Origin of the sequence: Streptomyces sp. Root1310 (assembly GCF_001426425.1) — a bacterium.
Lineage (GTDB): Bacteria > Actinomycetota > Actinomycetes > Streptomycetales > Streptomycetaceae > Streptomyces.
The window spans coordinates 1-20663 of sequence record NZ_LMEQ01000016.1; the positions used below are offsets into that span (position 1 = coordinate 1).

Below are 20663 nucleotides of genomic sequence, written 5' to 3' on the forward strand. Positions count from 1 at the left end.
CCGCCCACCGCAACCACGCCCTGCACCCCGGCGACCTCGTCCTCCTCGCCGGCTTCGGCGGCGGCATGGCCGCAGGCCTCGCCCTCATCGAATGGTGACAGCACGATGCGGGCCGCCGGCCGCGACAGGGCGGCGGGCGGCCCGCGGGGCCGGGAGGTTCAGGATCAGGAGGAGGGGATCCAGTCCCGGCGGATGTGCGGGGTCTCGATGCCCAGGGACTTCATGTGCTCGATCGGGTTGGTGTACTCGCGGCTGGCGGCGATGCGGCCGTCGTGCAGCGTGAATCCGTGGATGAAGTGATTGCGGTAGCGGCCCTCGCGATAGCCGGGGAAGCGGATCGTGCCCTCGCCGCCGCACTCGACCATGATGGTCGACGGGTCCTGGGTCTCGTAGATCCGGACGTCGGACCACTGCCAGTCGGGCAGCACGCGCAGGGACAGCTCGCCGTGCCGCTTCAGCTTCTCGCGGCCCGTGACGACGATGGGGCGGCCGATGTCGGTGTAGAACAGCGACGCGGTGCCGTCCTGGGTGTAGAGGGTGTACCGGCTCAGCCGGGCCTCGGCACCGGTGCGCATGTACTGCTCCACAGCCCGCCGGTTGCGGGCCCGCAGGTCGTGGTGGTCGGTGAACACCGGTGCGCCGGCGGCGCTTTGGGGGGCGGATGACGAAGTGATGGTGTCTCCCGGAAAGTTCGCAGGGTCTGGCGGGCTCAGGGCTGGAGCCGGCTGATCTCCCAGCCGCCGTCGGTACGCTCGTAGTGCAGGCGCTCGTGCAGCCGGTCGGTGCCGTTGGCCCAGAACTCCACGGAGGCGGGCTCGAGCAGGTAGCCGGCGAAGGTCGCGGGGCGCGGCAGCGGACGCAGCGGTTCGCCGAGCCGCAGGGCCTCGGAGCGCAGCCGGGCGAAGTGGTCGAGGTTGTCCACCGGCACGCTCTGGCGGGAGACCGTCGTCATCGCGTGCGTGAAGACGGCCCGCGCGCGCCACAGGTCCTCGGCCTCGGCGTCGGAGAGCCGGGTGACCGGGCCGGCGAGCGTGATCTGCTGGGTGGTCTCGCGCCAGTACAGGACGCCGGAGGCCCAGGGGTTCTCGGCCAGTTCGCGGCCCTTGCGGCTGCCGGCGTGGGTGATGAACACGATGCCGGCGCCGGTCACTTTGGTGAGGGCGACGATGCGGGAGGAGGCGCGGCCCCGCGCGTCGGCGGTGGCGAGCGCCAGTGCGCGGGGTTCGCGCACCCCGTGCCCGACGGCGGCGTCGAGCCACGCGGACAGCAGGCCCATCGGCTCGGCGGGCGGCGCGATGAACTCGGGGAAGGGCACGTGCAGGGCGCCGGTGAGGGTTTCGGAACGGGTGGAGCCGCGGCGGGCGGCCACCGCGGTGCCGTTGGCGGAGCGGGACGAGGACAGGTCAGACATGGAGCACCCCTTCGATGGTGACGACACCCGGGCCCGCGACCTCGACGGAGGTGACGTGGTCGCCCTCGCCGTGCGCGAGGGCGCGCATGGGAGAGGGGCGGCCGATCTCGACGCCCTGGATGATCTCTATGCGCTGCCCGTACGGGATGAGGCCGTGCCGGGCGAGATGGATGGCGATGGGTCCTGCGGCGGAGCCGGTGGCCGCGTCCTCGACGACTCCGTACGCGGGCGAGAACATGCGGTTGCGCCAGGAACTTCCTTGTCCGGCATAGCAGTTGGTCGCCATGTCGGGGAAGCGGGCCAGGGCGCGGTGGTCGGGATCCACCTTCGACAGCGCCTCGATGCTCTCGAGGCCGACGAGGACGTGCCGCGGGCCGTTGCGGTAGATCTCCACGGGGAGCGTCGAGCGGTGCAGGCCGAGGGCTTCGAGGAGTTCGTCGGTGCGGTCGAAGGGCTCCCACACGGGCACCGGCTGCATCATGCTCGTCGCGACGACCTGGCCGTGTGCGCGCTCCAGTTCGAAGGGGACGACGCCCATGGCGGTCTCGATCCGCAGCCGGTCGGCGTCGGTCCGGCGGCCGAGGGCGATGGCGGTGCCCAGCAAGGGGTGTCCGGCGAAGGGCAGTTCGTTGACCGGTGTGAAGATCCGCACGTGGGCGTCGGTGCCGTCCTGGCGGGGGCGGTGCACGAACGTGGTCTCGGACAGGTTCATCTCCCGTGCGATGCGCTGCATCTGTTCGGCGCTCAGGTCGTCGGCGCCGAAGAACACCGCCACCGGGTTGCCGGTGAGGGGCTCGCGGGCGAACGCGTCGACGACGACGTACGTGTGCATCTGGTCTCCCGGGCTGTGATGTCGGGTGGGTGCCGGGCCGGCGCTCGGGGGGTGGACGCCGGCCCGGCAGTCCGGGGTGAGGCCGTGTGCGGCGGGCCTCAGGCCCGGTGGGCGGCCTGAGCCGGTGTGAGCAGCGCGGCCAGGCGTGTGCCCACGATGCGCGGCCCTTCTCGGGTCAGCACGGATTCCGGGTGGAACTGCAGGGAGGCGAAGCCGGGTCCGCTCAGGGCGTGGACCTCGCCGGTGGCCGCATCGCGGCTGACCCGGACCGGGCCGACGCCGTCGGCGACGAACTCGTCGTGCTCGGTGAGGAGGGCGAACGTGTTGTAGAAGCCGACGCGTTCGGCGCTGCCGAACAGGTCGATCCGCTTCTGGACGCCCTGGTTGGGCACCGGCCTGCGGCGCAGCGGCAGGCCGAGGCGCAGTCCGAGGACCTGGTGGCTGAGGCATACGGCGAAGAACGGGCGTCCTTCGCGCAGCAGGGTGTCGACGGCGGTGTGCAGGTGCCGCATCTTGGGGTGGGCAAGCTCCTGCGGGTCGCCGGGGCCGGGTCCCATCACGACCAGGTCGTGACCGTCGAAGGAGTACGGCTCGTCGAAGCGGCGGACCGTCACGTGCAGGCCCAGGGACTGAAGTTGCTGGCCCAGCATGGAGGTGAAGGTGTCCTCGGCGTCCACGACGAGGACGCTGCGCCCGGCGAGTTCGGGCCGTGCGGCCGTGCGGGCCTCGGCGTCGGTGAGCCAGAAGTCGGCGATGGAGGCGTTGCGCAGCCCGAGGGCCTGCCGGACGACGGGGTGGTCGGCGAAGCGTTCGGTGTCCTGTGTGCCGCCGAGGGCGGAGACGAGGGCGGCGGCCTTGGCGTGGGTCTCCGCGGCTTCGGAGGCCGGGTCGGAGTGGCGCACGATGGTGGCTCCCACGCCGATGCCGATGCGTCCGTGCGTGCTGATGTCGGCGGTGCGGATGAGGATTGCGGAGTCCATGACGCGTTCGCCGTGGGCGTCCTGTCCGATGAGTGCTGCCACGCCGCTGTAGTAGCCGCGGCCGCCGGGCTCGTACTGGGCGATGATGCGGCAGGCGCTCTGCAGGGGGCTGCCGGTGACGGTGGGCGCGAACATGGTCTGGTGCAGGATGTCGCGCACGTCGCGGTCGGTGCGTCCCTCGATGAAGTACTCGGTGTGGGCGACCTTGGCCATTTCCTTCAGGTACGGGCCCACGACCCGGCCGTCGCCGGGGCAGATCCGCGCCATCATCTTGAGTTCCTCGTCGAGCACCATGTACAGCTCGTCGGTCTCCTTGCGGTCGCCGAGGAATTCGAGGACGCCGGAGAGGGTGGGTCCGGAGGTGGGGTAGCGGTAGGTGCCGCTGATGGGGTTCATGACGGCCGTGCCGCCCTGGAGGCTGACGTGCCGTTCGGGCGAGGCGCCGACGAGGGTGCGGGTGCCGGTGTGGATGAGGAATGTCCAGTGGGCGCCGGATTCGCGGGTCAGGAGCCGGCGGAAGAGTGCGGGGGCGCTGCGTGGCCCGTAGTCGGTGATGTCGGCGACGAAGGTGCGTTTGATGACGAAGTTCGCGCCCTCGCCGGTGCCGATCATCTCCTTGACGATGCGGCGCACGACGTCTTCGTAGGCCGCGTCGTCGACGTCGAAGTCGCCGCCGGCGAGCGGGGTGGGCACGTCGGGGATGCGGGCGAGCGCCTCCTCGATGGGCAGCCGCTGCTGGCCGGTGACGGTCATCGCGACGAGCGGGGTGCCGTCGTCGGCGCAGGCGAAGCCCCGTTCGGCCAGCTGCCGGTAGGGCAGGACGACGAGGACCTGGTGGTGGGCTCCGATGCCGTCCGCCGGGCTCTCGGGCAGCTCGATGTCGGCGAGGGTGGCGGGCAGGGACACCTCGCCCGTCAGGACTTCCACGATGCCGGGGCCGGTGGCGCCGGGCCGGTGCAGCAGCGCGTAGGGCCGTGTGGCCGGGCCGGCCAGGGCCTGCGCGAGCAGGTCGCCCGGGTTCGTGTGCGGGCCGTGCGTCATCCGGTCTCTCCTTTGTGGATACCCCGGCGTCCGGGGCGGGGTGGAAGCGAAGCTTCTGCGGAACAGGGCGGGGAAAGCCGGTTTGCCGCCAGGACGGCCCAGCGGTCACCGGCCACTGACCGACACGCTGTGCTCACATGGAGACTGACGGCGTGTGAGGCGTGATGCAGCAGGTCAGGCGGGCGTTCAAGTACCGCTTTTACCCCACGGACGAGCAGGCGGCTGAGCTGTCGCGCACGTTCGGCTGTGTCCGTCTCGTGTACAACAAGGCGCTCGAGGAGCGCACGCGGGCCTGGTACGGCGAGCGGTGCCGGATCTCCTACGTGCAATCGTCCGCCGCGCTGACGCAGTGGAAGAAGACCGAGGGACTCGCCTTCCTCTCGGAGGTGTCCTCGGTCCCGCTCCAGCAGGCGCTGAGGCACCTTCAGGCGGCGTTCGGGAACTTCTTCGCCAAGCGGGCCAAGTACCCCCGGTACAAAAGCCGGAAGAAGTCCCGTGCATCGGCGGAGTACACCCGCAGCGCCTTCACGTGGCGCGACGGACGGCTCACGCTGGCCAGGATGGCGGGGGCCCTGGATGTCCGCTGGTCGCGTCCCCTCCCGCAGGGCGCGCAGCCCACGACGGTCACCGTGTCCCGCGACGCGGCCGGACGCTGGTTCGTCTCGATGCTCGTCGAGGATCCCATCGCCTTTGCACCCGCCACGAACGCGGCGGTCGGCATCGACGCCGGGATCACGTCACTGGTGACCCTGTCCACCGGGGAGAAGATCGCCAACCCGCAGCACGAGCGGCGTGACCGCGCCCGCCTGGCGAAGGCCCAGCGGGAGCTGTCGCGCAAGGCGAAGGGCTCGGCGAACCGGGAGAAGGCCCGGCGTCGTGTCGCCAGGGTCCACGCGCGGATCGCCGACCGGCGCCGGGACTTCCTGCACCAGTTGTCGACTCGGCTCGTCCGTGAGAACCAAACGGTCGTGATCGAGGACCTCACCGTCCGCAACCTGCTGAAGAACGGCAGGCTCGCGCGCGCCATCTCGGACGCGGCCTGGACGGACCTGCGCATGATGCTGGAGTACAAGTGCGCCTGGTACGGGCGTGAACTCGTCGTGATCGACCGCTGGTTCCCCTCCAGCAAGCTGTGCGGGAACTGCGGCACGGTCCGCGGGAGGCTGCCGCTGAACGTTCGAGAGTGGACGTGTGACAGTTGCGGCACCGTGCATGACCGCGACGTGAACGCGTCACGCAACATCCTGGCCGCCGGGCTGGCGGCGTCTGCCTGTGGAGACGGTGTAAGACCTCAACGGGAGTCCTCCCGGACGGGGCGGTCGTCGGTGAAGCAGGAACCCCAGCGGGCGACCGCTGGACTCCCCCGCCTGAAGGCGGGGGAGGAAGTCAAACGAACACCTCCTTCGCGGTGATGACGCGAGCGCAGCGCTCGGCGGCGTAGGTGAGGGCGGAGCGGTGGTATTCCTGCGAGAAGTCGGCGGTGGCGTCCGCGACGAAGAACGGCTGGATGTCGTGGGTGAAGGCCTCGACGGCGGTCGCCAGGACGCCGACGTGCGCGTACACGCCGCACAGCACGAGCTGGTCGCGGCCGGCGGCGCGCATCCGCTGCAGCAGGTCGGTCTTGAAGAAGGCGCTGTAGCGCCACTTGGTGAGCAGCCAGTCGTGTCCGGCCGGCGCGAGGGCGTCGACGACCTGGCGGTCCTCGGGCGAGGTCCGCATGCCGGGGCCCCAGAAGTCCTTGAGCAGGCCGCGCTGTTCGTCGGTCATGCCGCCGGGCTGGGCGGTGTAGGCGACGGGGACGCCGAGTTCGGCGCAGCGGTCGCGCAGGTGGGCGGCGTTGCGTATCAGGTCGTCGCGCAGGCTGTCGGGGAACGGTTTGAGGAAGTACCGCTGCATGTCGTGGACGAGGAGGACCGAGCGGTCGGCGTCGGCCTTCCAGGACACGAGGGCCGCCGGCAGGTCGCCCTCGGCGGGAAGCGGGTATGCGGTGATGGGGGGTATGCCGGTCATGGCTTCGGCTCCTGTTCCTGCTCGGTGCGTGGGGCTCAGGCGGTCCAGGACGAGATCACGGAGACGGCCTGCCACGGGGTGAGGCGGGGGTCACAGAAGGACGTGTAGCGCTCGCCGACGGTGGCGAGGTCGGCCTCGGTGCCAGCGCACTCCGTGACGTCGTCGGGCGTGGTCTCCAGGTGCAGGCCGCCGGGGACACCGCCGGCGTCGCGCACGGCGGTCACGAAGCGGGAGACTTCGAGCGCGACGGTCTCCACGAGCCGTGTCTTGTGGCCGCTCGGCGCGGTGACGGTGTTGCCGTGCACCGGGTCGGTGAGCCAGATCACCGGGTGGCCGGCCTCGCGGACGGCCTCGACCAGGCGGGGCAGGCGGTCGGCCACGTTGGCGGCGCCCATCCGCGCGATCAGGGTGAGCTTGCCCGGGTCGCGCCAGGGGTCGAGCCGCTCGCACAGCGCGAGCAGTTCCTCGGGCTCCATCGAGGGCCCGACCTTGCACGCGACGGGGTTGCTCACCTGGGAGAGCATGGCGATGTGGGCGCCGTCGACCTGGCGGGTGCGTTCGCCGATCCACGGCCAGTGCGTGGAGCCGAGGAAGAGCCGGCCCTGCTCGTCGAGGCGGAGCAGGGGCATCTCGTAGTCGAGGAGCAGCGCCTCGTGGCTGGTCCACACCGGGGGTCCGACGACGTCGCGGCCGGCGCCGCGTTCGCGCCAGCCGAGGTGGTCGATGACGTCGCTGGCGGCCATGTAGCCGGTGAGGATGCGCAGCGGGTCGGCGCGGCGGCTCTCGGGGTCGGGTTCGGGGGCGTTGACCATGTGCCCCTTGAACGAGGGGAGTTCGACGCCGTCGACGTCCTCGGTGGGCTTGGACCGGGGCTTGGCGAACTGTCCCGCGATGCGTCCCGCGCGCAGGACCGGTTTGCCGGTGATCAGGCCGAGCGCCCCGGCGAGCAGGTCGAGTACCGCGGCCTTGCGGGCGACGTGGTGCGGTCCGCACTCCTGCGGGTCCTCGGCGCAGTCCCCGGACTGCACCACGAGTGCCTGGCCGAGGGCCACGGAGCCGAGCTGGGTCCGCATGGTGGCCACGTCGTCGGGCTGTACGAGGGTGGGGCGCGAGGCCAGCGCCTCGGTCACCCTGCTCAGTTGGAGAAGGTCGCTCCATTCGGGCTGCTGCAGCGCCCCGCGGACACGAATATCCCGGATGGCGTCCTTCACGACTTCGTTCATGCCGTACTCCGATCCAGCGGTGATGTCGTTGGCGTCAGGAACGTCGTCAGGTCGGGATTCCCGTGCGTTTGATCTCGGGGACCGGAATTCCCAGGGCCCGCAGCTGCTGGAACGGATTCATGAACTCGCGCTGCCGCTTGATCTTCCCGTTCTCGAACTCGAAGGAGTGCAGGAAGTGGTTCTCGTAATAGCCCTCGGGGTAGTCCCCGAAACGGATCGTTCCGTGGCCGTCGCACTCGACCCAGAAGTGGTCGGGGTCGTCGGTTGCGAAGATCCGGACGTTGTACCACTCCCAGTCGGGGAAGCACGCCAGGGACCAGACGGCGTGTTCGCCGAGGCGGTCGCGGCCGTGGGTGGCGACGGGCGAGCCGGTGTCGGTGGTCCACAGGCCGCCGACGCCGTCCTCGGTGAACAGCTCGTGCCGGCGCAGCCGGTCCTGCCCGGTGGTGTTCATGTACTGCTCGACGACGGCGCGGTTGTGGCGCCGGGTCTCCGACTCGTCGGTGAATTCCTTGGTGTCTACTGATTCCGGCACGGTGAACCTCTGTGTGTTCTCGGGAGGTGTGTCCGCGGGAGGTGTGTTCCCGGGAGGTGTGTTCTCGGAAGGTGTTCTCGGGTGAACGGGGTGAACGGCAGGGGCCGGGCCGTGGAGGGAAGGAATTCCTCCGGTCCGTCTCAGCGGATCTGCGGACGGTCACGGGTCCCGGCCGCGCGGCCGTCACGGGCTTTCGCGGCACAGCGCGCGGGCACGTGCACGGGCGCAGGCGCGGGGGCGCGGGCGCGGGGGTGCCCGTCGGGATGCGAAGGGGGGGAACGCCGTCAATTCACTGCCGCACATGGCTCATGCATGTTTTCGGGCAGGAAAGGCGTGCTCAAATAGTGACACGGACGAAACCCGCGCGCCAAGCGTCCCTCGACGTGACCTCGGTCACGCCAAGGGCCTTGCGTGCAGAGGGAGTTGGGCACGTGCGCAGCTGTCATGAAGTGCGCTGTGTGGCGCTGATCGCCATGGCGGTCAGTTCTTCCTTCGCGTCCTCGGTGGCGCTGCTCTCGCGCAGCGCGGCCAGGGCCCGGTCGGTGCGCCGGGTGATGTCGCGTTCGATGTGGTCCACCGCGCCCACGTCGGTGATGACGGCGCGCATCGCGGCGAGTTCGTCGTCACTGACCGGGGTCCCGATCTTGGCCCGGAGGAATTTCGCCGCGTCCGGGTCGCGTTCGTCGGCGTAGCCGAGGGCGGCCGCGAACAGCATGGTGCGCTTGCCCTGGACGAGGTCGCCGCCGGACGGTTTGCCGGTCTCCTCGGGGGTGCCGAACACGCCCAGCAGGTCGTCGCGCAGCTGGAACGCGACGCCGATGTCGCGTCCGAAGGCGCGGTAGGCGTCGACGAGTGCGGCGTCCGCGCCGGCGATCGCGGCACCGAGGTGCAGCGGGCGCTCCACCGTGTAGGAGGCCGTCTTGTACTGGTTGACGCGCAGCGGTGTGGCGATGTCCTCGTCGCCCGCCGCCTCGGCCGTCACGTCGAGCAGCTGGCCGAAGAGGACCTCGTTGCGCAGCGCCGACCACACCGGGGAGACCCGCGCCAGCGCCGGTGCCGGCAGCCCGCAGGTGTGGATCAGGTCGTCGGCCCAGCCCTGGGCGAGGTCTCCGGTCAGGATCGCGGCGCCGGTGCCGAACAGTTCCGCGTTGCCGTTCCAGCACTGCCGGCGGTGCCGGTCGGCGAACATCACGTGCGCGGCCGGGGCGCCCCGGCGGGTGGGTGACGCGTCGACGACGTCGTCGTGGATGAGGGCGGAGGCATGGAACAGTTCCAGCGCGGCGCAGACGCGCACCACCGCCGGGGCCGTGGCGTCCTGTGCCTCGCCTCCGGCGCCGAGCCAGCCGAGCCAGGCGAAGGTCGGGCGGACCCGCTTGCCGCCGCGCAGTACGTAGGTCTCCAGCTCGGCGACCGCGTCGGCGCAGGCCGGGCCGATCGCCGCGGCCTCGTCCCGGCGGGCGGCGAAGAACTGGCGGAGCGCGTCCTCGACGACCTCCACGGGGCTGGTTCGGGTGCTCGTCGTCATCGCGTCAACTTCCCTGGTCTCTTCGGAGTCGGACAGCAGCGTGCGGCGGGTCGGCCGGGGCTGCCGCTGGGGAGTACGCCTGGAGCCCGGAGCGCTCCTTCGGCCCGCCGTCACACACGCAGGGCCGAAGGAACCCCCGCCGGGGGGTCTGGCGCGGCGTTCGCCGGTGCCCGCGCCGGACGCGATCACGTGCAGGGGCGGTCCTGCCGGCTCCCCGGTGGCCGAGGAGGGGCGGGCCAAGTCCGTGGTCTCGGACACCGCTCCTGCGTGGTCCGTGCTCGTCGCTCGCCGTGTTCCGTTGCGCGCCGTGCTCCTTCGCGTACGGGTCCGAGTATCGAAGGGGTGACTCGATGTCCGGTCGAGTCCCGTTGATGCGCGTACGGGGGCCGGCGTCCGCGATGGAGCCTTTCTGCATCTGAGGTCGAACTTCCGCTACGGGTAAGGAATTCGGTGGCCGATCGCTCCTAGGATGCGCCGGGAGCCCCCCACCCGGGGCGTGCCCGCCCCCTCGCCGTCCTGCGGGGCGGCGGCGGGCACGCCCCTCCCCTCCTGCGGACGGTGCGACGGCCCGCCGCAGCCGTCGCCGAGGAGCCGGTGTGATCAAAGCCGAGGAGTTCGCGAGGCTGCGGCCCCTGCTGTTCGCGATCGCCTACCGGATCGTGGGTGACGAACGGACGGCCCGCTACGCCGTCCAGGCGGCCTGGCTGCGCTGGATGGCCGCGCCCGCGCGGCCCGAGCCGGCCGAGGGGTATCTGGCGGCCGAGGTCACCCGGGTCGCGGCCGGGGCTCTGCGCTCGGCCCGCGCCGAGCGGGGAGAACTCGTCGCTCCGCTCCTCGGCGAGGGCCCCCGGGAGGCGGGCCGGCCGGCGCAGCTGGCGGACTCGCTGTCGCTGTCGGCCCTGCTGGTGCTGGAGCGGCTGTCCCCGCTCGAGCGTGCCGTCTTCGTGCTGCACGAGGCGTTCGGGTGCGACGAGGCGCAGATCGCGTCGGCCCTCGGCTGCTCCCGGGAGGCCTGCGGCCAGCTCCTCGCCGCCGTCGCGGCGGTCAGCGACGGCGGGCGCGAGCCGCTGCCCTGGCCGACGTGTGTGGAGGGCGCGGGCAACGCCGCCCGGATGATCGCCGCGATCGTCCCGCCCCTGGTGCGCGTCGGCGTCACGCTCGAGGAGAGCCGGGTCGGTGACAGGCCGGGCTGGGTCTTCCGCGACCGGGACGGCGCGGTCCTGCACACCATGGTGGCCGATGTCGTGGACGGGCGGGTCCAGCGCGTCCATCTGGTCGTCCACCCCGGCGGCCACCGGCACGCCGGCCCGGTGGCCGAGGCCTGCGCCCTGCTCCGCGAGGCGAACCGGGCCCGCTGAGCGGCCTGCCGCGGGCGGCGCGTGGCGGGTGGGCGGCTCTCGAGGTGCCCGGCCCTCCCCCGTCTTGCGGCTCAGCCGGCCGTGTCGCGTTCCGGCGGCAGGATCAGGGTCGGCTCGAGGACGACACGGGGCACGGGCACGGGGTCGGGGTCCGGGCGGGCCAGTTCGGCGCGCACGCCCCGCTGCTGACGCCATCCGGCCTGGGCGGCGACGACGGCGACGTAGGGGATGACGACCCCGCCGGCCAGCGCGCACACCGCGACGGCCGGCCAGCGGCTCCAGGTGAGCGCCATCACCACCACGCAGGCGCTGCGCACCAGCATGGCCGTGACGTAGCGGCGCTGACGGCCGCGCAGATCCTGGGTCAGGCCGATGCGGGCCCCGGTGATGGAATCGGCCCGGGTTCCCTCTCGGTGCCATGGACTGCGGCTCATCGGACCTCCGTGGGTCGGGGCAACTGGGCGGGCGGGTGTCGCCCTGCCCTGGGCGCGCTCCCCGGTGCGCCGCGCACACGGCCCGGCGGGCGTGGAACGACAGCGGCGCGGGTGACCGTCCCCTGATCACCCGCGCCGTCTGTCCGCCGGCCGGTCCTGCGTGTCGTGCCCGGGTCAGTGCACCTGCTGGTCGTGCTCCCTCTCACCGACGGCGGCGTGTTCGCCGTCGGCGGGGTGCCCGTTGAGCGAGGGGGCGTGCCCGTTGGACGAGGGGGCGTGGCCGTTGGACGAGGGTGCGTGGCCGAGGTGCTCCAGGGCTTGCTGCATCTCCTGCAATGTCGGCGTCGGGACCTCGTCGCCGTACAGCCAGCGGCTGAGCCGGTGGCGCCGCCGCTTGCGGCGGACGTCCGGGTCGGGTACGCCGTCCCCGTCCGCCGGCTCCGGGGCCGGCAGGACCTCGGGTATCTCCCTCGACAGCAGCTTGTACTCCAGCCCGCGGTCGATGCGCTCGTGGACCTCGACGAACTCGCCGTGCGGCAGCCGCTTGATCCGTCCGGTCTCGCGGCCGTGCAGGAGCTTGTCGCGGTCGCGCCGCTGCAGGCCGAGGCAGATCCGCTTGGTGATGACGTACACCAGCAGCGGGACGACGACGAGTCCGACGCGCACGGCCCAGGTGATCGAGTTCAGGGACAGGTGGAAGCGCTCGGCCAGGACGTCGTTGGCGCCGCCGAAGAACAGCACCAGGTAGAAGGAGACGAAGGCGAGGCCGAACGCGGTGCGGGTGGGCTTTTCGCGGGGCCTGTCCAGCAGGTGGTGTTCGCGTTTGTCGCCGGTGCCCCAGGCTTCCAGGAAGGGCCACATGGCGAACACCACCATCATGACGCCGGGCAGGATGACGGCCGGCAGCAGGACGCTCATGTTGACGGTGTAGCCGCCGGGCAGGACGAACTCCCAGGCGGGCATGGCGCGCAGGGCTCCTTCGAGGAAGCCCATGTACCAGTCGGGCTGGGAGCCCTGGGAGATCTGGTCGGAGCGGTAGGGGCCGTAGGTCCACACGGGGTTGATCTGGGCGATGCCGGCCAGCAGCGCGAGCAGGCCGGAGACGAGGAAGAAGAACCCGCCGGCCTTGGCCGTGTAGTGCGGCATCAGGGGCTGGCCGACGACGTTGTTGTTGGTGCGGCCGGGGCCCCGGAACTGGGTGTGCTTGTGGTAGAAGACCAGCAGCAGGTGGAGGGCGACCAGGGCCAGGACGATGCCCGGGATCAGCAGGATGTGGATGCTGTAGAACCTGGGGATGACGTCGTGTCCCGGGTATTCGCCGCCGAACAGGAACAGCGTCAGATAGGTGCCGACCACCGGGATGGCGAGCGTGACGCCTTCGGCGATGCGCAGGCCGGTGCCGGAGAGCAGGTCGTCGGGGAGCGAGTATCCGACGAAGCCCTCCAGGGTGACCAGCACCAGGATCACGAAGCCGATCAGCCAGTTGACCTCGCGCGGCTTGCGGAACGATCCGGTCAGGAAGTGCCGCAGCGTGTGCATCATGAGCGCGCCGATCATGATCAGCGCCGACCAGTGGTGCAGCTGACGGATGAACAGGCCGCCGCGCACGTCGAAACTGATCTCGATGGTGGTGGCGTAGGCCTGGGACATCGGGATGCCCTGCAGCGGGACGTACGACCCGTCGTAGACCGTCTCGGTCATGCTCGGGTCGAAGAACATGGTGAGCCAGACACCGGTGAGGATCAGCACGATGAAGCTGTAGAGCGCAATCTCACCGATCATGAACGACCAGTGGTCGGGAAAGACCTTGCGGATCAGGAACCGCAAGCTGTAGATCCCGAGCCGCCCGTCCGCCCAGTCGGCGACGCGTTCGCCCTTGGACGGTATTGTGCGCGCCCCCTGTGGCGCCTCCTCGGTCGTGCTCATACCTGCGCGCCCTCCCCTCGCCGCTCGGCCGTCACAGGCACACCTACGCCGGCCGTCGAGCGGTCGGTGGTGAGGACGGCCTGCCGCGGCGCAAGCGGGCCCGTGCCCTGGAGCGGATGAAACGCTATCGACGCGTGGTGAACCCGAACAACCGCGCTCAAGTGATCCTCGAGTGGCGGCTCCAGTGACTCTGGAGAGAGTTGGGGGGCACGCGGCTGTGCGCGGACGGCTGTGGCGCCGACCGGTTGCTCCACCTCTGTCATGACGCAGAGCGTAGGGGGGTGCGAAGGGGGCCGCGACGGCGTTGATTTCGCCATGTGGCGTGTAAACGCTGGGCAGTTCACGGTCGCCGGCGATCGCCGGCCGGTGCCGCGGCGGGCCAGTGGGCCGAGGAGCCGGCGGGCCGGGGCGCGGTGGAGCCGGCGGAGACGCCGATGACGGGTGCCGTGGGCCCGGCGGGCCGGCGCCGGCGGGCGTCGGGGGCGTGGGTGGCGGTGGGCGGCGTCGCGGGGGCTGCGGCCGGGGGGCGCAGCGCGGCCCGCAGGGCGCGCGGCCGCAGGGCGGCGGGCGGGTCGAGGGATTCCCGCGCGGCGAGCAGCATCGTCGCCGCGTGCCGGTCGGCGGTCGCGGCGGCCGCGAGCCGGGACGCGTACCGCGCGCCGAGCCGGCCGCGCAGCCCGCCCGGCGGGCCCAGGGGTCCGGTGCTCGACCGCCAGGCGGGGGCGATGCGGTGGGCCAGGGCCCGGCGCAGGCGGTAGCCGATGCCGACGGCGGTGCCGTGGGCGGTGAGCAGATGGTCCAGGACGAGCGCGCACTCCACGGCAAAGGTCATGCCGTGGCCGTGGGCGGGGTCGAGTGGGGCGAGGGCGTCACCGACGACGAGGAACTGGTCGGGAAAGCTGCGCAGCTTCTCGTAGTGGCGCCAGCGGCTCTCGGTGCGGCAGGTGTAGACGGGGCCGAGCGGGGTGGCGGCCTCGATGAGGTCGCGCAGCAGCGGTTCGCGCAAGGTGCCGGCGGCGTGCAGCAGTTCGGCGTGGTCGGCGGGCGGCCGGGTGCCGTCGCCGGCGCCGATCGTCACCGACCAGCGGCCGCCCTCGACGGGGTGAAGCACGGCCTGGCGCGGGTCGCCGGGCGCGGCCATGTGCATCAGGCTCTTGAAGTCGGCGACATGACCGACCGGCGGCGCGTACAGCGTGGTGGCGTACGTCGTCGCGGCGGCGGCCGCGGATTCGTCGGGCGGCGCGTAGCCCGCCTCGGCGAGCCACTGCGGGGCGCGGGAGCCGCGTCCGGAGGCGTCCACCACGAACTCGGCGGCTATCGGGCGCCGGGGGGCGAAGCCGTCGGGGGCCTTGCGGTCCCGGCCGCGGGCCCAGACGCCGGTGACGGTGTCCTGGGGGCCGGGCTGCAGGGCGACGACCTCGTGCTCGGGCAGGAAGGTGACCTTGGGGTCGGCGCGCAGCCGGTCGCGTACGGTCGCGTCGATCAGGTCGCGGCCGGCGCTGAGCAGGGGCAGGCCCGCGTCGAAGCGGGGCAGCCAGCCGGCCGGGCCGAGCAGCAGCGTGTCCTCGGGGACGCGGACGTGGACCGCTCCGGCGCGCAGGAGGTCCTGGCGGATGCCGGGGAACAGCCGCTGCAGGCCGTCGGTGGCGGCGGTCGTGAGGCTGTGGGTGTGCCGTGCCTGGGGCACACCGCGGCGGCGGCCGGGGCCGCGGGGCAGCCGGTCGCGTTCGATGACGGTGACCCGGTCCATGAATCCCGCCAGGGCGCGGGCCGCGGTGAGCCCGGCGAGGCCGGAGCCGATCACCACGGCATGGCCGTGCCCGCCGTTTGTGCCGACAACACGTGCGTCCAGAGCCAACTCGGCCGCCTCCCCTGTGCGTTGTGCTTGCATCATGCGCCGCGGGGCCGTCGGCGCGGCCGGGTTCAGCGGTGTCTCGAGCGGTATTCGAGAGGGGCACGAGGGGGATTCGAGGACGGGTGCGGGGCGGGTGCGGGACGGGTGCGGGTGCGAGGGCCCGGCGGGCGGGCCGGGGCGGCGGTGCGCACCGGGGCTCGGCCGTGTCGTGCCGGGGTGTTCCGGGCCCGGTGGGGGCATCGCGCGGGTCTGCGCGGCGCCGTGGTGCCTGCCGGTGAGGCCCTGGCGGCGCGGGCCGGACCCGGGCCGGGCGTCCCGCGCCGGGGGCGGCGTACGCCGACGGTGTGTCGGCGTACACCGTCCTGTGCGTGTGCCGTGCACAGGTGCACAGGTGCACAGGTGCACAGGTGCACAGGTGCACAGGTGCACAGGTGCTCAGGTGCTCAGGTGCTCGGGTGCTCAGGGCGACGGGGTCCGTGTGCGCTCGGGTGCCGTCGTCAGGGCCCGGTCCACGAGCGGGCCGGCGACGCCGGTGTATCCGGCCGGGTCGAGCAGGGCCGTCACCTCCTCCCGGCTCAGCACGCCCGCCAGTTGCGGGAGTTCGGCCAGGATGTCGCCGAGCGGCAGGCCCGTGCGGGAGGCGAGCACCGAGGCCTGGGTGAGCAGTTCCTTCGCGGCCGTCCTGCCCATGCGCGGTGCGAGGACGGCCGAGACGCGCTCGGAGACGAGCCGGCCGCCGGTCGCCTGGAGGTTGACCCGCATCCGCTCCGGGTGGACGGCGAGTCCCCGGGCGAGTTCGACGGCCGTGTGCGCGGCGCCGCCGGTCAGCCGCAGGGCCTCGCGCAGCGGCTGCCATTCGGCGTGCCACATGCCGGCCGACCGCTCGTCCTCGGTGGGCAGGCACTGCAGAAGTACGGTGGCCAGCGCGGGCACCTGGAGGGCGGCGGAGCGGATCAGGGTGGCCAGGACGGGGTTGCGCTTGTGCGGCATCGCCGAGGAGGCGCCCCGTCCGGCGACCGCCGGCTCGGCCACCTCGCCGATCTCGGTGCGGGTGAGCACCAGCACGTCCGCGGCGATCTTGCCGAGGGCGCCGGTGGTGTGGGCGAGCGCGGTGCCCAGGTCGGCGACGGGGGTGCGCAGGGCGTGCCAGGGCAGGACGGGTACGGCCAGGCCCGTCTCGTCGGCGAACGCGGCGGAGAGCGAGTCGAGTACGCGGGCGGGGTCGGCGCCCTCGCCGGCGTACTGCAGATAGCCGGCGAGCGTGCCGGCCGCGCCGCCGAGCGCGACCGGGAGCCCGCCGCGGGTGAGCCGTTCCAGGCGTTCGACGGCGTCCAGGACCAGCGCGTGCCACCCGGCCGCCTTCAGCCCGAAGGTGGTGGGCACGGCGTGCAGGGCGAGGGTGCGGCCCGCCATCACGGTGTCGCGGTGCGCGGCGGCGAGTGCGGCCAGCGCGTCGGCCACCGCCCGCAGGTCGGCGACGATCAGCCGCAGCGCCCGCTGGGCGACCAGCATCGCGCCGGTGTCGAAGACGTCCTGGCTGGTCGAGCCGCGGTGCACGTACTCGGCGGCCTGCGGGGAGCGTTCGGCGACGACCGCGGTGAACGCCTTGACCAGGCCCACGACCGGGTTCGCGGTCTCCCGTGCGGCCAGCGCCAGTTCGCGTACGTCGAGCAGGTCGGCGCGGGCGGCGGCGGTGATGGCCGCGGCCGCCTGGGCGGGGACCGTGCCGCAGCGGGCCTGGGCGCGGGCCAGCCCCGCCTCCGCGTCGAGCATCGCCTGCAGCCAGGCGCGGTCGCCGACGGCGGCCTCGGCGGGGGTGCCCGCCCTGACCGGCGAGAGCAGCCCGGCGTCCAGGTGGGTGCCAAGGACATGCGTGCGCTGGTCCTCGTACAGGGAAGTCATGCGCTCGCCCTCGCTTTGCTGGTCTTGGGCTGCGGTGCGGCAGTGGGCAGTTCGGGCAGGGCGAGGACGGCCGCCGCGATCGCGTCGGAGTCTTCGAGGGTGACCGAGCCGACGCCCGGTCTGATGCCGGCGGCGGTGACCCAGTGCACGGACTCGGTGGGCACGCCGTAGGCGAAGCGCCGCGGATGCGGCGTCCCTTGGGCGTCGAGGAGCCGGTAGGGCCGCTCGGAGACGGCGAGACCACCGGTCTCGTAGTCGGCGCCGTCGTGCCCGTCGGGTCCGGGAATGCGGAAGGGGCGGCACTGCCCGGTGCGCAGCAGCCGGCTCATCAGCGGGTCCGCGGTGCGCCGCAGGTCGATCTCGGGCAGGCGGGCCTCGATGAGGACGGTGGCCCGCACCCGCACCCCGGGTATCTCGCTCGACGTCGCGGTGAAGCAGGGGCCGAGCGGGTCGTCGTCGTCGGTGGTGACGCGCAGGCCGGGGCCGGTCACGTCGAGGATGCCGGCGTCCAGGAGCGCGGCCATTTCCTCTATGCGGGAGGCGGGCGGGCCGATGGACAGATAGGCGTTGAGCGGGGTGTACCAGCCGTCGAGGTGGTCGCGGTGGGACTCGGCGCTCAGGCCGGCGTGGTCGACGGCGAGCCGCAGTTCGTTGCGCAGGTCCCGCAGGACGTCGAGGGCGGCTTTGAACGGTCCGCTGACGTTGCCCTGGCGGGCCAGGCGGACGTCCTGGTCGAGGTGGCCGCGCAGCCAGGCGCGGAAGGCGTTCCGGTCGGTGAGGGCGCGGCTGTCGTAGGGGCGCGCGACGCGCTCCCAGTCCCAGCGTTCGGCGGCGGTGACACCGCTGTCGTCCAGCAGCCGGGCCTCCTCCTCCCCCGGTTCGGCGTGCAGGTACTTTTCGGTGAAGTCCTCGATGACGGACGGGGGTTCACCGCGCGCCGCGAGCAGCGCCGCGTAGTGGACGGCGCACACCTCCTTGGTGATGAGGGGCCACAGGTCGGCGGCGAAGTCGATGGCCGGGCGGTGCGGGCTGCGGCGGCGCAGCCCGGCGATGTAGTCGGTGGTCAGCAGCCTGGGGTGGTGGCGGCCGTGGGCGCCCTTCTCGTTCTCGCCGCGTGCCTGGTAGGGCACGCCGCGCCGGGAGCCGGCGTACAGGCGCGGTTCGCGGCCGGAGGGCCGGTAGACGAGCCGGCCGTCGACGCGGGTGAAGTCGCCGCCGCGGCCGTGGGTGAACAGGGCCAGGTAGTCGAAGAAGTTGAGGCCGAGCCCGCGCAGCAGCACGGGTTCGCCGGGCCCGATGCCGGACAGGTCCACGTCGGCCGGGTTGGCCGGGGCCAGGTAGGTCAGCCCGTGGCGTTCGGCGTACGCGCTCATCTCGCTCTGCGTGCCGCAGGGTTCGACCGGCACGTGGCCCTGGGCGAGGACGACCGCGGACAGTCCGGTCAGGCGGGTGCCGTCCTCCAGGACGACGGTCTGCGGCCCCGTCTGGCCGGCCTCGTCGTCGAGGGCGACGGCGCGCACGGCGTGCGTGCGCACCCTGACGTGGGCGGCGGCGCCGGCGACGACCCGCCGGAACGCCCACGTCAGATAGCAGCCGTACAGGGCGCGCGTGGGGTAGCTGTCGGGGCCGAGCCGGTCGGCCTCGGCGAGGACGTCGTGGTGGTACCGGCACTCCGCGTCCGGTTCCAGGGTGCCCGAGGTCAGGGCCTTCGCCCACTGGTACAGGCTGGGCCCCTCGTCCAGCGGGCCGTCGATGCGGACGCTGGCGTCGGTGTAGACCGTGACCTGCGAGGACACGGTGTTCATCAGCAGGTGCCGGGACTGCGTCGGGCGCCACACGCGTCCCGCGCCCGGCGGGTCGGGGTCGACCACGTGGACGGTGACGGCGTCCCAGCGCGGCGACTTCCGTTCCTGCGCACAGAGCCGTTCCAGTACGGAAAGGCCGCGCGGTCCCGCGCCGACGAGACAGATCTGCACATGTGTCATGGCTGCGCTCCCTGTGGACACGGCGGGCTCCCCTGGTGCCGGGCGGCCGGCCGGGACCGGGTCACCCGGGACCCTCGGAGCGGCCGCCGTCGTGCGCGGCCCTGCGGTGCCTTCGACGCTTACTGCGCGTTCGCCTCCATGCGTACCGTCCACAGTGCCTCCTTTCTCCGCCACGGTCGGGGCAGGCGCTCAACAAAGGCTCAGATTCGGGTGGAACCTCGCTCGAGAAGCGGGAAGACGGCGCGGAATCCGGCATTCGGCGCTCCCTGGCGGGCCGCGAACGGGGCTGTATCGGGACTCCAGCGCGGGTCGGTAGCTTCGTCGAAAAGCGTCACCGATCCCACTTCGGGCCAAAAATGGCATCGGCTCGCCGGGGACGCGGGAGGGGAATCTTGGATCCCCTCGGAGAATCGATCGGCCGCGAGCGCGCGACGCGCACGCAGGAGTTCGGAAATGGCGGGGGCCATGGGACACGGAATAATTCAGCCGAAATCGCGATCCTTTTTGTGGCGCCGATCCGGGGTCACGCGTCCTGCATTCACTGCCGTGATCAGCAGGGAAAACATATGGAATTCATGAAGGTTGCGGAGGGCGGGCCGCCTCATGAAGGAGATTCGATGATGGTTCACCCGTGCACCAGGAGCCACGACGAGGAGAGCCGCGCCGCCGCCGGGTCCCTGCTCTGCGCCGCCTGCGTCGCACAGGTGGAACGCAGTCTGCGGGCACTCCCCGGGCTGCACCAGGAAAGCCTGCACCACGTGTCGCCGACGCCCCGGCGGACCAACCCGACCAGGGTGTCGGGAAGTCTGCGGCGGGACCGCCTGAACATCTCGGTGCTGGATGCCCGGCACAACATCCTCGCGACGCTCGAGTCCTGGTCGGAAATCGTCGTGGAGCAGTTGCGGATCCCCGCTCCGGCGCGCTCGGTGCCGCAGTTGGCGAGGTTTTTGACCCGGCATCTTGCGTGGCTGGCCGCCCAGCCGCCGGCCGCCGATTTCGCGGACGAGATCGAGAGCCTGGTAGCCGAGTTGCGCAGCACGATAGACCCCGACCCCGGCGGCCTCAGCGCACTCATCCGGCAGTGTGTGGTGGACGACTGCGGCGGGAAGATCAGCGCTTCCCTGAAAAGCACCGGGAACTCGGGGAGCCGGAGCATCGAGTGCTCCGCGGGGCATTCATGGGAAATGACCGAATGGCTGAACCTGAGGCGGCTCATGGAGCAGCAGCGAAAGGGTGTCACCGTATGATGAAACCGCCGCGCCACAGACTCGTCCCCACGAATGTGGCGGCGCTCGCCGTGGGGGTGTCCGAGGCGACCATCCGCAAGTGGGTGAGCCGGGGGAAGATCACCCGCTACGGGGCGCCGAACTGCCGCTCCCAGTTCGACATCGACGAGCTCACCGAGATCGCCCTGCAGCGCCCGTCCCGGCCTTCGCCGCACCGTCACGGCGGCGGGGCCCGCGCGGCGCAGCAGGCCTCGGCCGCCCGGTGACCCGTGGCACACGCGCACGACCTCGCCGCCCCCTGCCCGGCGTTCGCGCCTTCGCGCGCCAACGCCGGTCAGGGGGCCGCGTGTTGGGCGACCGGGCCCCGGCCGAAGTGGCCCAGGTCACTTTTCGGTGCTCTTGGCGCGACGACGACCCCCG

Annotated in this window: 18 protein-coding genes; 5 read left to right on the plus strand and 13 right to left on the minus strand. The window is 72.3% G+C overall.

What is annotated here, in order from left to right; all coding sequences use genetic code 11:
- Positions 1-98 (plus strand): 3-oxoacyl-[acyl-carrier-protein] synthase III C-terminal domain-containing protein (locus tag ASD48_RS42315; RefSeq protein WP_157880679.1); only part of this gene is annotated, 98 nt, incomplete at its 5' end.
- Positions 99-164: 66 nt separating this feature from the next.
- Here ASD48_RS42315 and ASD48_RS23770 read toward each other — a convergent pair.
- The 4 genes from ASD48_RS23770 to ASD48_RS23785 form a co-directional block, all read right to left on the minus strand.
- Positions 165-632: a PhzA/PhzB family protein gene (locus ASD48_RS23770; protein WP_057603730.1), complete on the minus strand. Its 468-nt coding sequence runs from the start codon at positions 630-632 to the stop codon at positions 165-167.
- Between the two features lie 77 nt (positions 633-709).
- Positions 710-1411 carry a phenazine biosynthesis FMN-dependent oxidase PhzG gene (phzG, locus tag ASD48_RS23775; RefSeq protein ID WP_079073946.1) on the minus strand — a complete coding sequence of 234 codons (702 nt, stop codon included), beginning with the start codon at positions 1409-1411 and terminating at the stop codon, positions 710-712.
- Positions 1404-2243: a PhzF family phenazine biosynthesis isomerase gene (locus ASD48_RS23780; protein ID WP_057603731.1), complete on the minus strand. Its 840-nt coding sequence runs from the start codon at positions 2241-2243 to the stop codon at positions 1404-1406. The genes phzG and ASD48_RS23780 overlap by 8 nt, the downstream gene beginning before the upstream one ends.
- Positions 2244-2341: 98 nt before the next feature.
- Positions 2342-4264 (minus strand): anthranilate synthase family protein, encoded by a 1923-nt coding sequence (locus ASD48_RS23785; RefSeq protein ID WP_057603732.1) that lies wholly within the window; start codon positions 4262-4264, stop codon positions 2342-2344.
- 161 nt (positions 4265-4425) lie between these two features.
- On the opposite strand from ASD48_RS23785, the gene ASD48_RS23790 reads away from it, so the two are divergent.
- Entirely contained in the window at positions 4426-5676 is a 1251-nt protein-coding gene (locus tag ASD48_RS23790) for an RNA-guided endonuclease TnpB family protein (protein WP_057603733.1), read from the plus strand.
- Here ASD48_RS23790 and ASD48_RS23795 read toward each other — a convergent pair.
- From ASD48_RS23795 to ASD48_RS23810, 4 genes are all read right to left on the minus strand, one after another.
- On the minus strand, positions 5651-6274 hold the full coding sequence (locus ASD48_RS23795) for an isochorismatase family protein (RefSeq protein ID WP_057603734.1): 624 nt from the start codon (positions 6272-6274) through the stop codon (positions 5651-5653). The genes ASD48_RS23790 and ASD48_RS23795 overlap by 26 nt on opposite strands.
- A 35-nt stretch (positions 6275-6309) precedes the next feature.
- Positions 6310-7497 (minus strand): 3-deoxy-7-phosphoheptulonate synthase, encoded by a 1188-nt coding sequence (locus tag ASD48_RS23800; RefSeq protein WP_079073947.1) that lies wholly within the window; start codon positions 7495-7497, stop codon positions 6310-6312.
- A gap of 46 nt (positions 7498-7543) precedes the next feature.
- Entirely contained in the window at positions 7544-8032 is a 489-nt protein-coding gene (locus tag ASD48_RS23805) for a PhzA/PhzB family protein (RefSeq protein ID WP_057603735.1), read from the minus strand.
- Positions 8033-8474: 442 nt separating this feature from the next.
- Positions 8475-9557, minus strand: a complete 1083-nt coding sequence (locus ASD48_RS23810; protein ID WP_057603736.1) for a polyprenyl synthetase family protein — start codon at positions 9555-9557, stop codon at positions 8475-8477.
- Positions 9558-10153: 596 nt separating this feature from the next.
- On the opposite strand from ASD48_RS23810, the gene ASD48_RS23815 reads away from it, so the two are divergent.
- Complete coding sequence (locus ASD48_RS23815) at positions 10154-10915, plus strand: sigma factor-like helix-turn-helix DNA-binding protein (RefSeq protein ID WP_057603737.1); 762 nt, start codon at positions 10154-10156, stop codon at positions 10913-10915.
- Positions 10916-10986: 71 nt separating this feature from the next.
- On the opposite strand, the gene ASD48_RS23820 is transcribed toward ASD48_RS23815, so the two are convergent.
- The 5 genes from ASD48_RS23820 to ASD48_RS23840 all read right to left on the minus strand — a co-directional run bounded on the left by ASD48_RS23820 (position 10987) and on the right by ASD48_RS23840 (position 19017).
- Entirely contained in the window at positions 10987-11349 is a 363-nt protein-coding gene (locus ASD48_RS23820; protein ID WP_057603738.1) for a DUF3099 domain-containing protein, read from the minus strand.
- 174 nt (positions 11350-11523) lie between these two features.
- The gene (locus ASD48_RS23825; RefSeq protein WP_057603739.1) at positions 11524-13275 is read right to left on the minus strand and encodes a ubiquinol-cytochrome c reductase cytochrome b subunit; all 1752 of its coding nucleotides are present in this window, start codon (positions 13273-13275) and stop codon (positions 11524-11526) included.
- Positions 13276-13615: 340 nt separating this feature from the next.
- Positions 13616-15133, minus strand: a complete 1518-nt coding sequence (locus ASD48_RS46025) for an NAD-binding protein (RefSeq protein WP_157880680.1) — start codon at positions 15131-15133, stop codon at positions 13616-13618.
- A 456-nt stretch (positions 15134-15589) separates the two neighbouring features.
- The gene (pcaB, locus tag ASD48_RS23835) at positions 15590-17032 is read right to left on the minus strand and encodes a 3-carboxy-cis,cis-muconate cycloisomerase (RefSeq protein WP_057603741.1); all 1443 of its coding nucleotides are present in this window, start codon (positions 17030-17032) and stop codon (positions 15590-15592) included.
- The gene (locus ASD48_RS23840) at positions 17029-19017 is read right to left on the minus strand and encodes an FAD/NAD(P)-binding protein (RefSeq protein ID WP_057603742.1); all 1989 of its coding nucleotides are present in this window, start codon (positions 19015-19017) and stop codon (positions 17029-17031) included. Before ASD48_RS23840 ends, pcaB begins: the two co-directional genes overlap by 4 nt.
- A 566-nt stretch (positions 19018-19583) precedes the next feature.
- Here ASD48_RS23840 and ASD48_RS23845 point away from each other — a divergent pair.
- Positions 19584-20264, plus strand: a complete 681-nt coding sequence (locus ASD48_RS23845) for a hypothetical protein (protein ID WP_242432710.1) — start codon at positions 19584-19586, stop codon at positions 20262-20264.
- Positions 20261-20509: a hypothetical protein gene (locus tag ASD48_RS23850; RefSeq protein ID WP_199875928.1), complete on the plus strand. Its 249-nt coding sequence runs from the start codon at positions 20261-20263 to the stop codon at positions 20507-20509. Before ASD48_RS23845 ends, ASD48_RS23850 begins: the two co-directional genes overlap by 4 nt.
- The last annotated feature ends 154 nt before the right edge of the window (positions 20510-20663 follow it).

Coding starts and splice junctions, on each gene's coding strand:
- phzG (WP_079073946.1), bottom strand. CDS start 1,411: ATGTCTGACCTGTCCTCGTCCCGCTCCGCCAACGGCACCGCGGTGGCC.
- ASD48_RS23780 (WP_057603731.1), bottom strand. CDS start 2,243: ATGCACACGTACGTCGTCGTCGACGCGTTCGCCCGCGAGCCCCTCACC.
- ASD48_RS23785 (WP_057603732.1), bottom strand. CDS start 4,264: ATGACGCACGGCCCGCACACGAACCCGGGCGACCTGCTCGCGCAGGCC.
- ASD48_RS23795 (WP_057603734.1), bottom strand. CDS start 6,274: ATGACCGGCATACCCCCCATCACCGCATACCCGCTTCCCGCCGAGGGC.
- ASD48_RS23800 (WP_079073947.1), bottom strand. CDS start 7,497: ATGAACGAAGTCGTGAAGGACGCCATCCGGGATATTCGTGTCCGCGGG.
- ASD48_RS23810 (WP_057603736.1), bottom strand. CDS start 9,557: ATGACGACGAGCACCCGAACCAGCCCCGTGGAGGTCGTCGAGGACGCG.
- ASD48_RS23820 (WP_057603738.1), bottom strand. CDS start 11,349: ATGAGCCGCAGTCCATGGCACCGAGAGGGAACCCGGGCCGATTCCATC.
- ASD48_RS23825 (WP_057603739.1), bottom strand. CDS start 13,275: ATGAGCACGACCGAGGAGGCGCCACAGGGGGCGCGCACAATACCGTCC.
- pcaB (WP_057603741.1), bottom strand. CDS start 17,032: ATGACTTCCCTGTACGAGGACCAGCGCACGCATGTCCTTGGCACCCAC.
- ASD48_RS23840 (WP_057603742.1), bottom strand. CDS start 19,017: ATGACACATGTGCAGATCTGTCTCGTCGGCGCGGGACCGCGCGGCCTT.
- ASD48_RS23845 (WP_242432710.1), top strand. CDS start 19,584: ATGGAATTCATGAAGGTTGCGGAGGGCGGGCCGCCTCATGAAGGAGAT.
- ASD48_RS23850 (WP_199875928.1), top strand. CDS start 20,261: ATGATGAAACCGCCGCGCCACAGACTCGTCCCCACGAATGTGGCGGCG.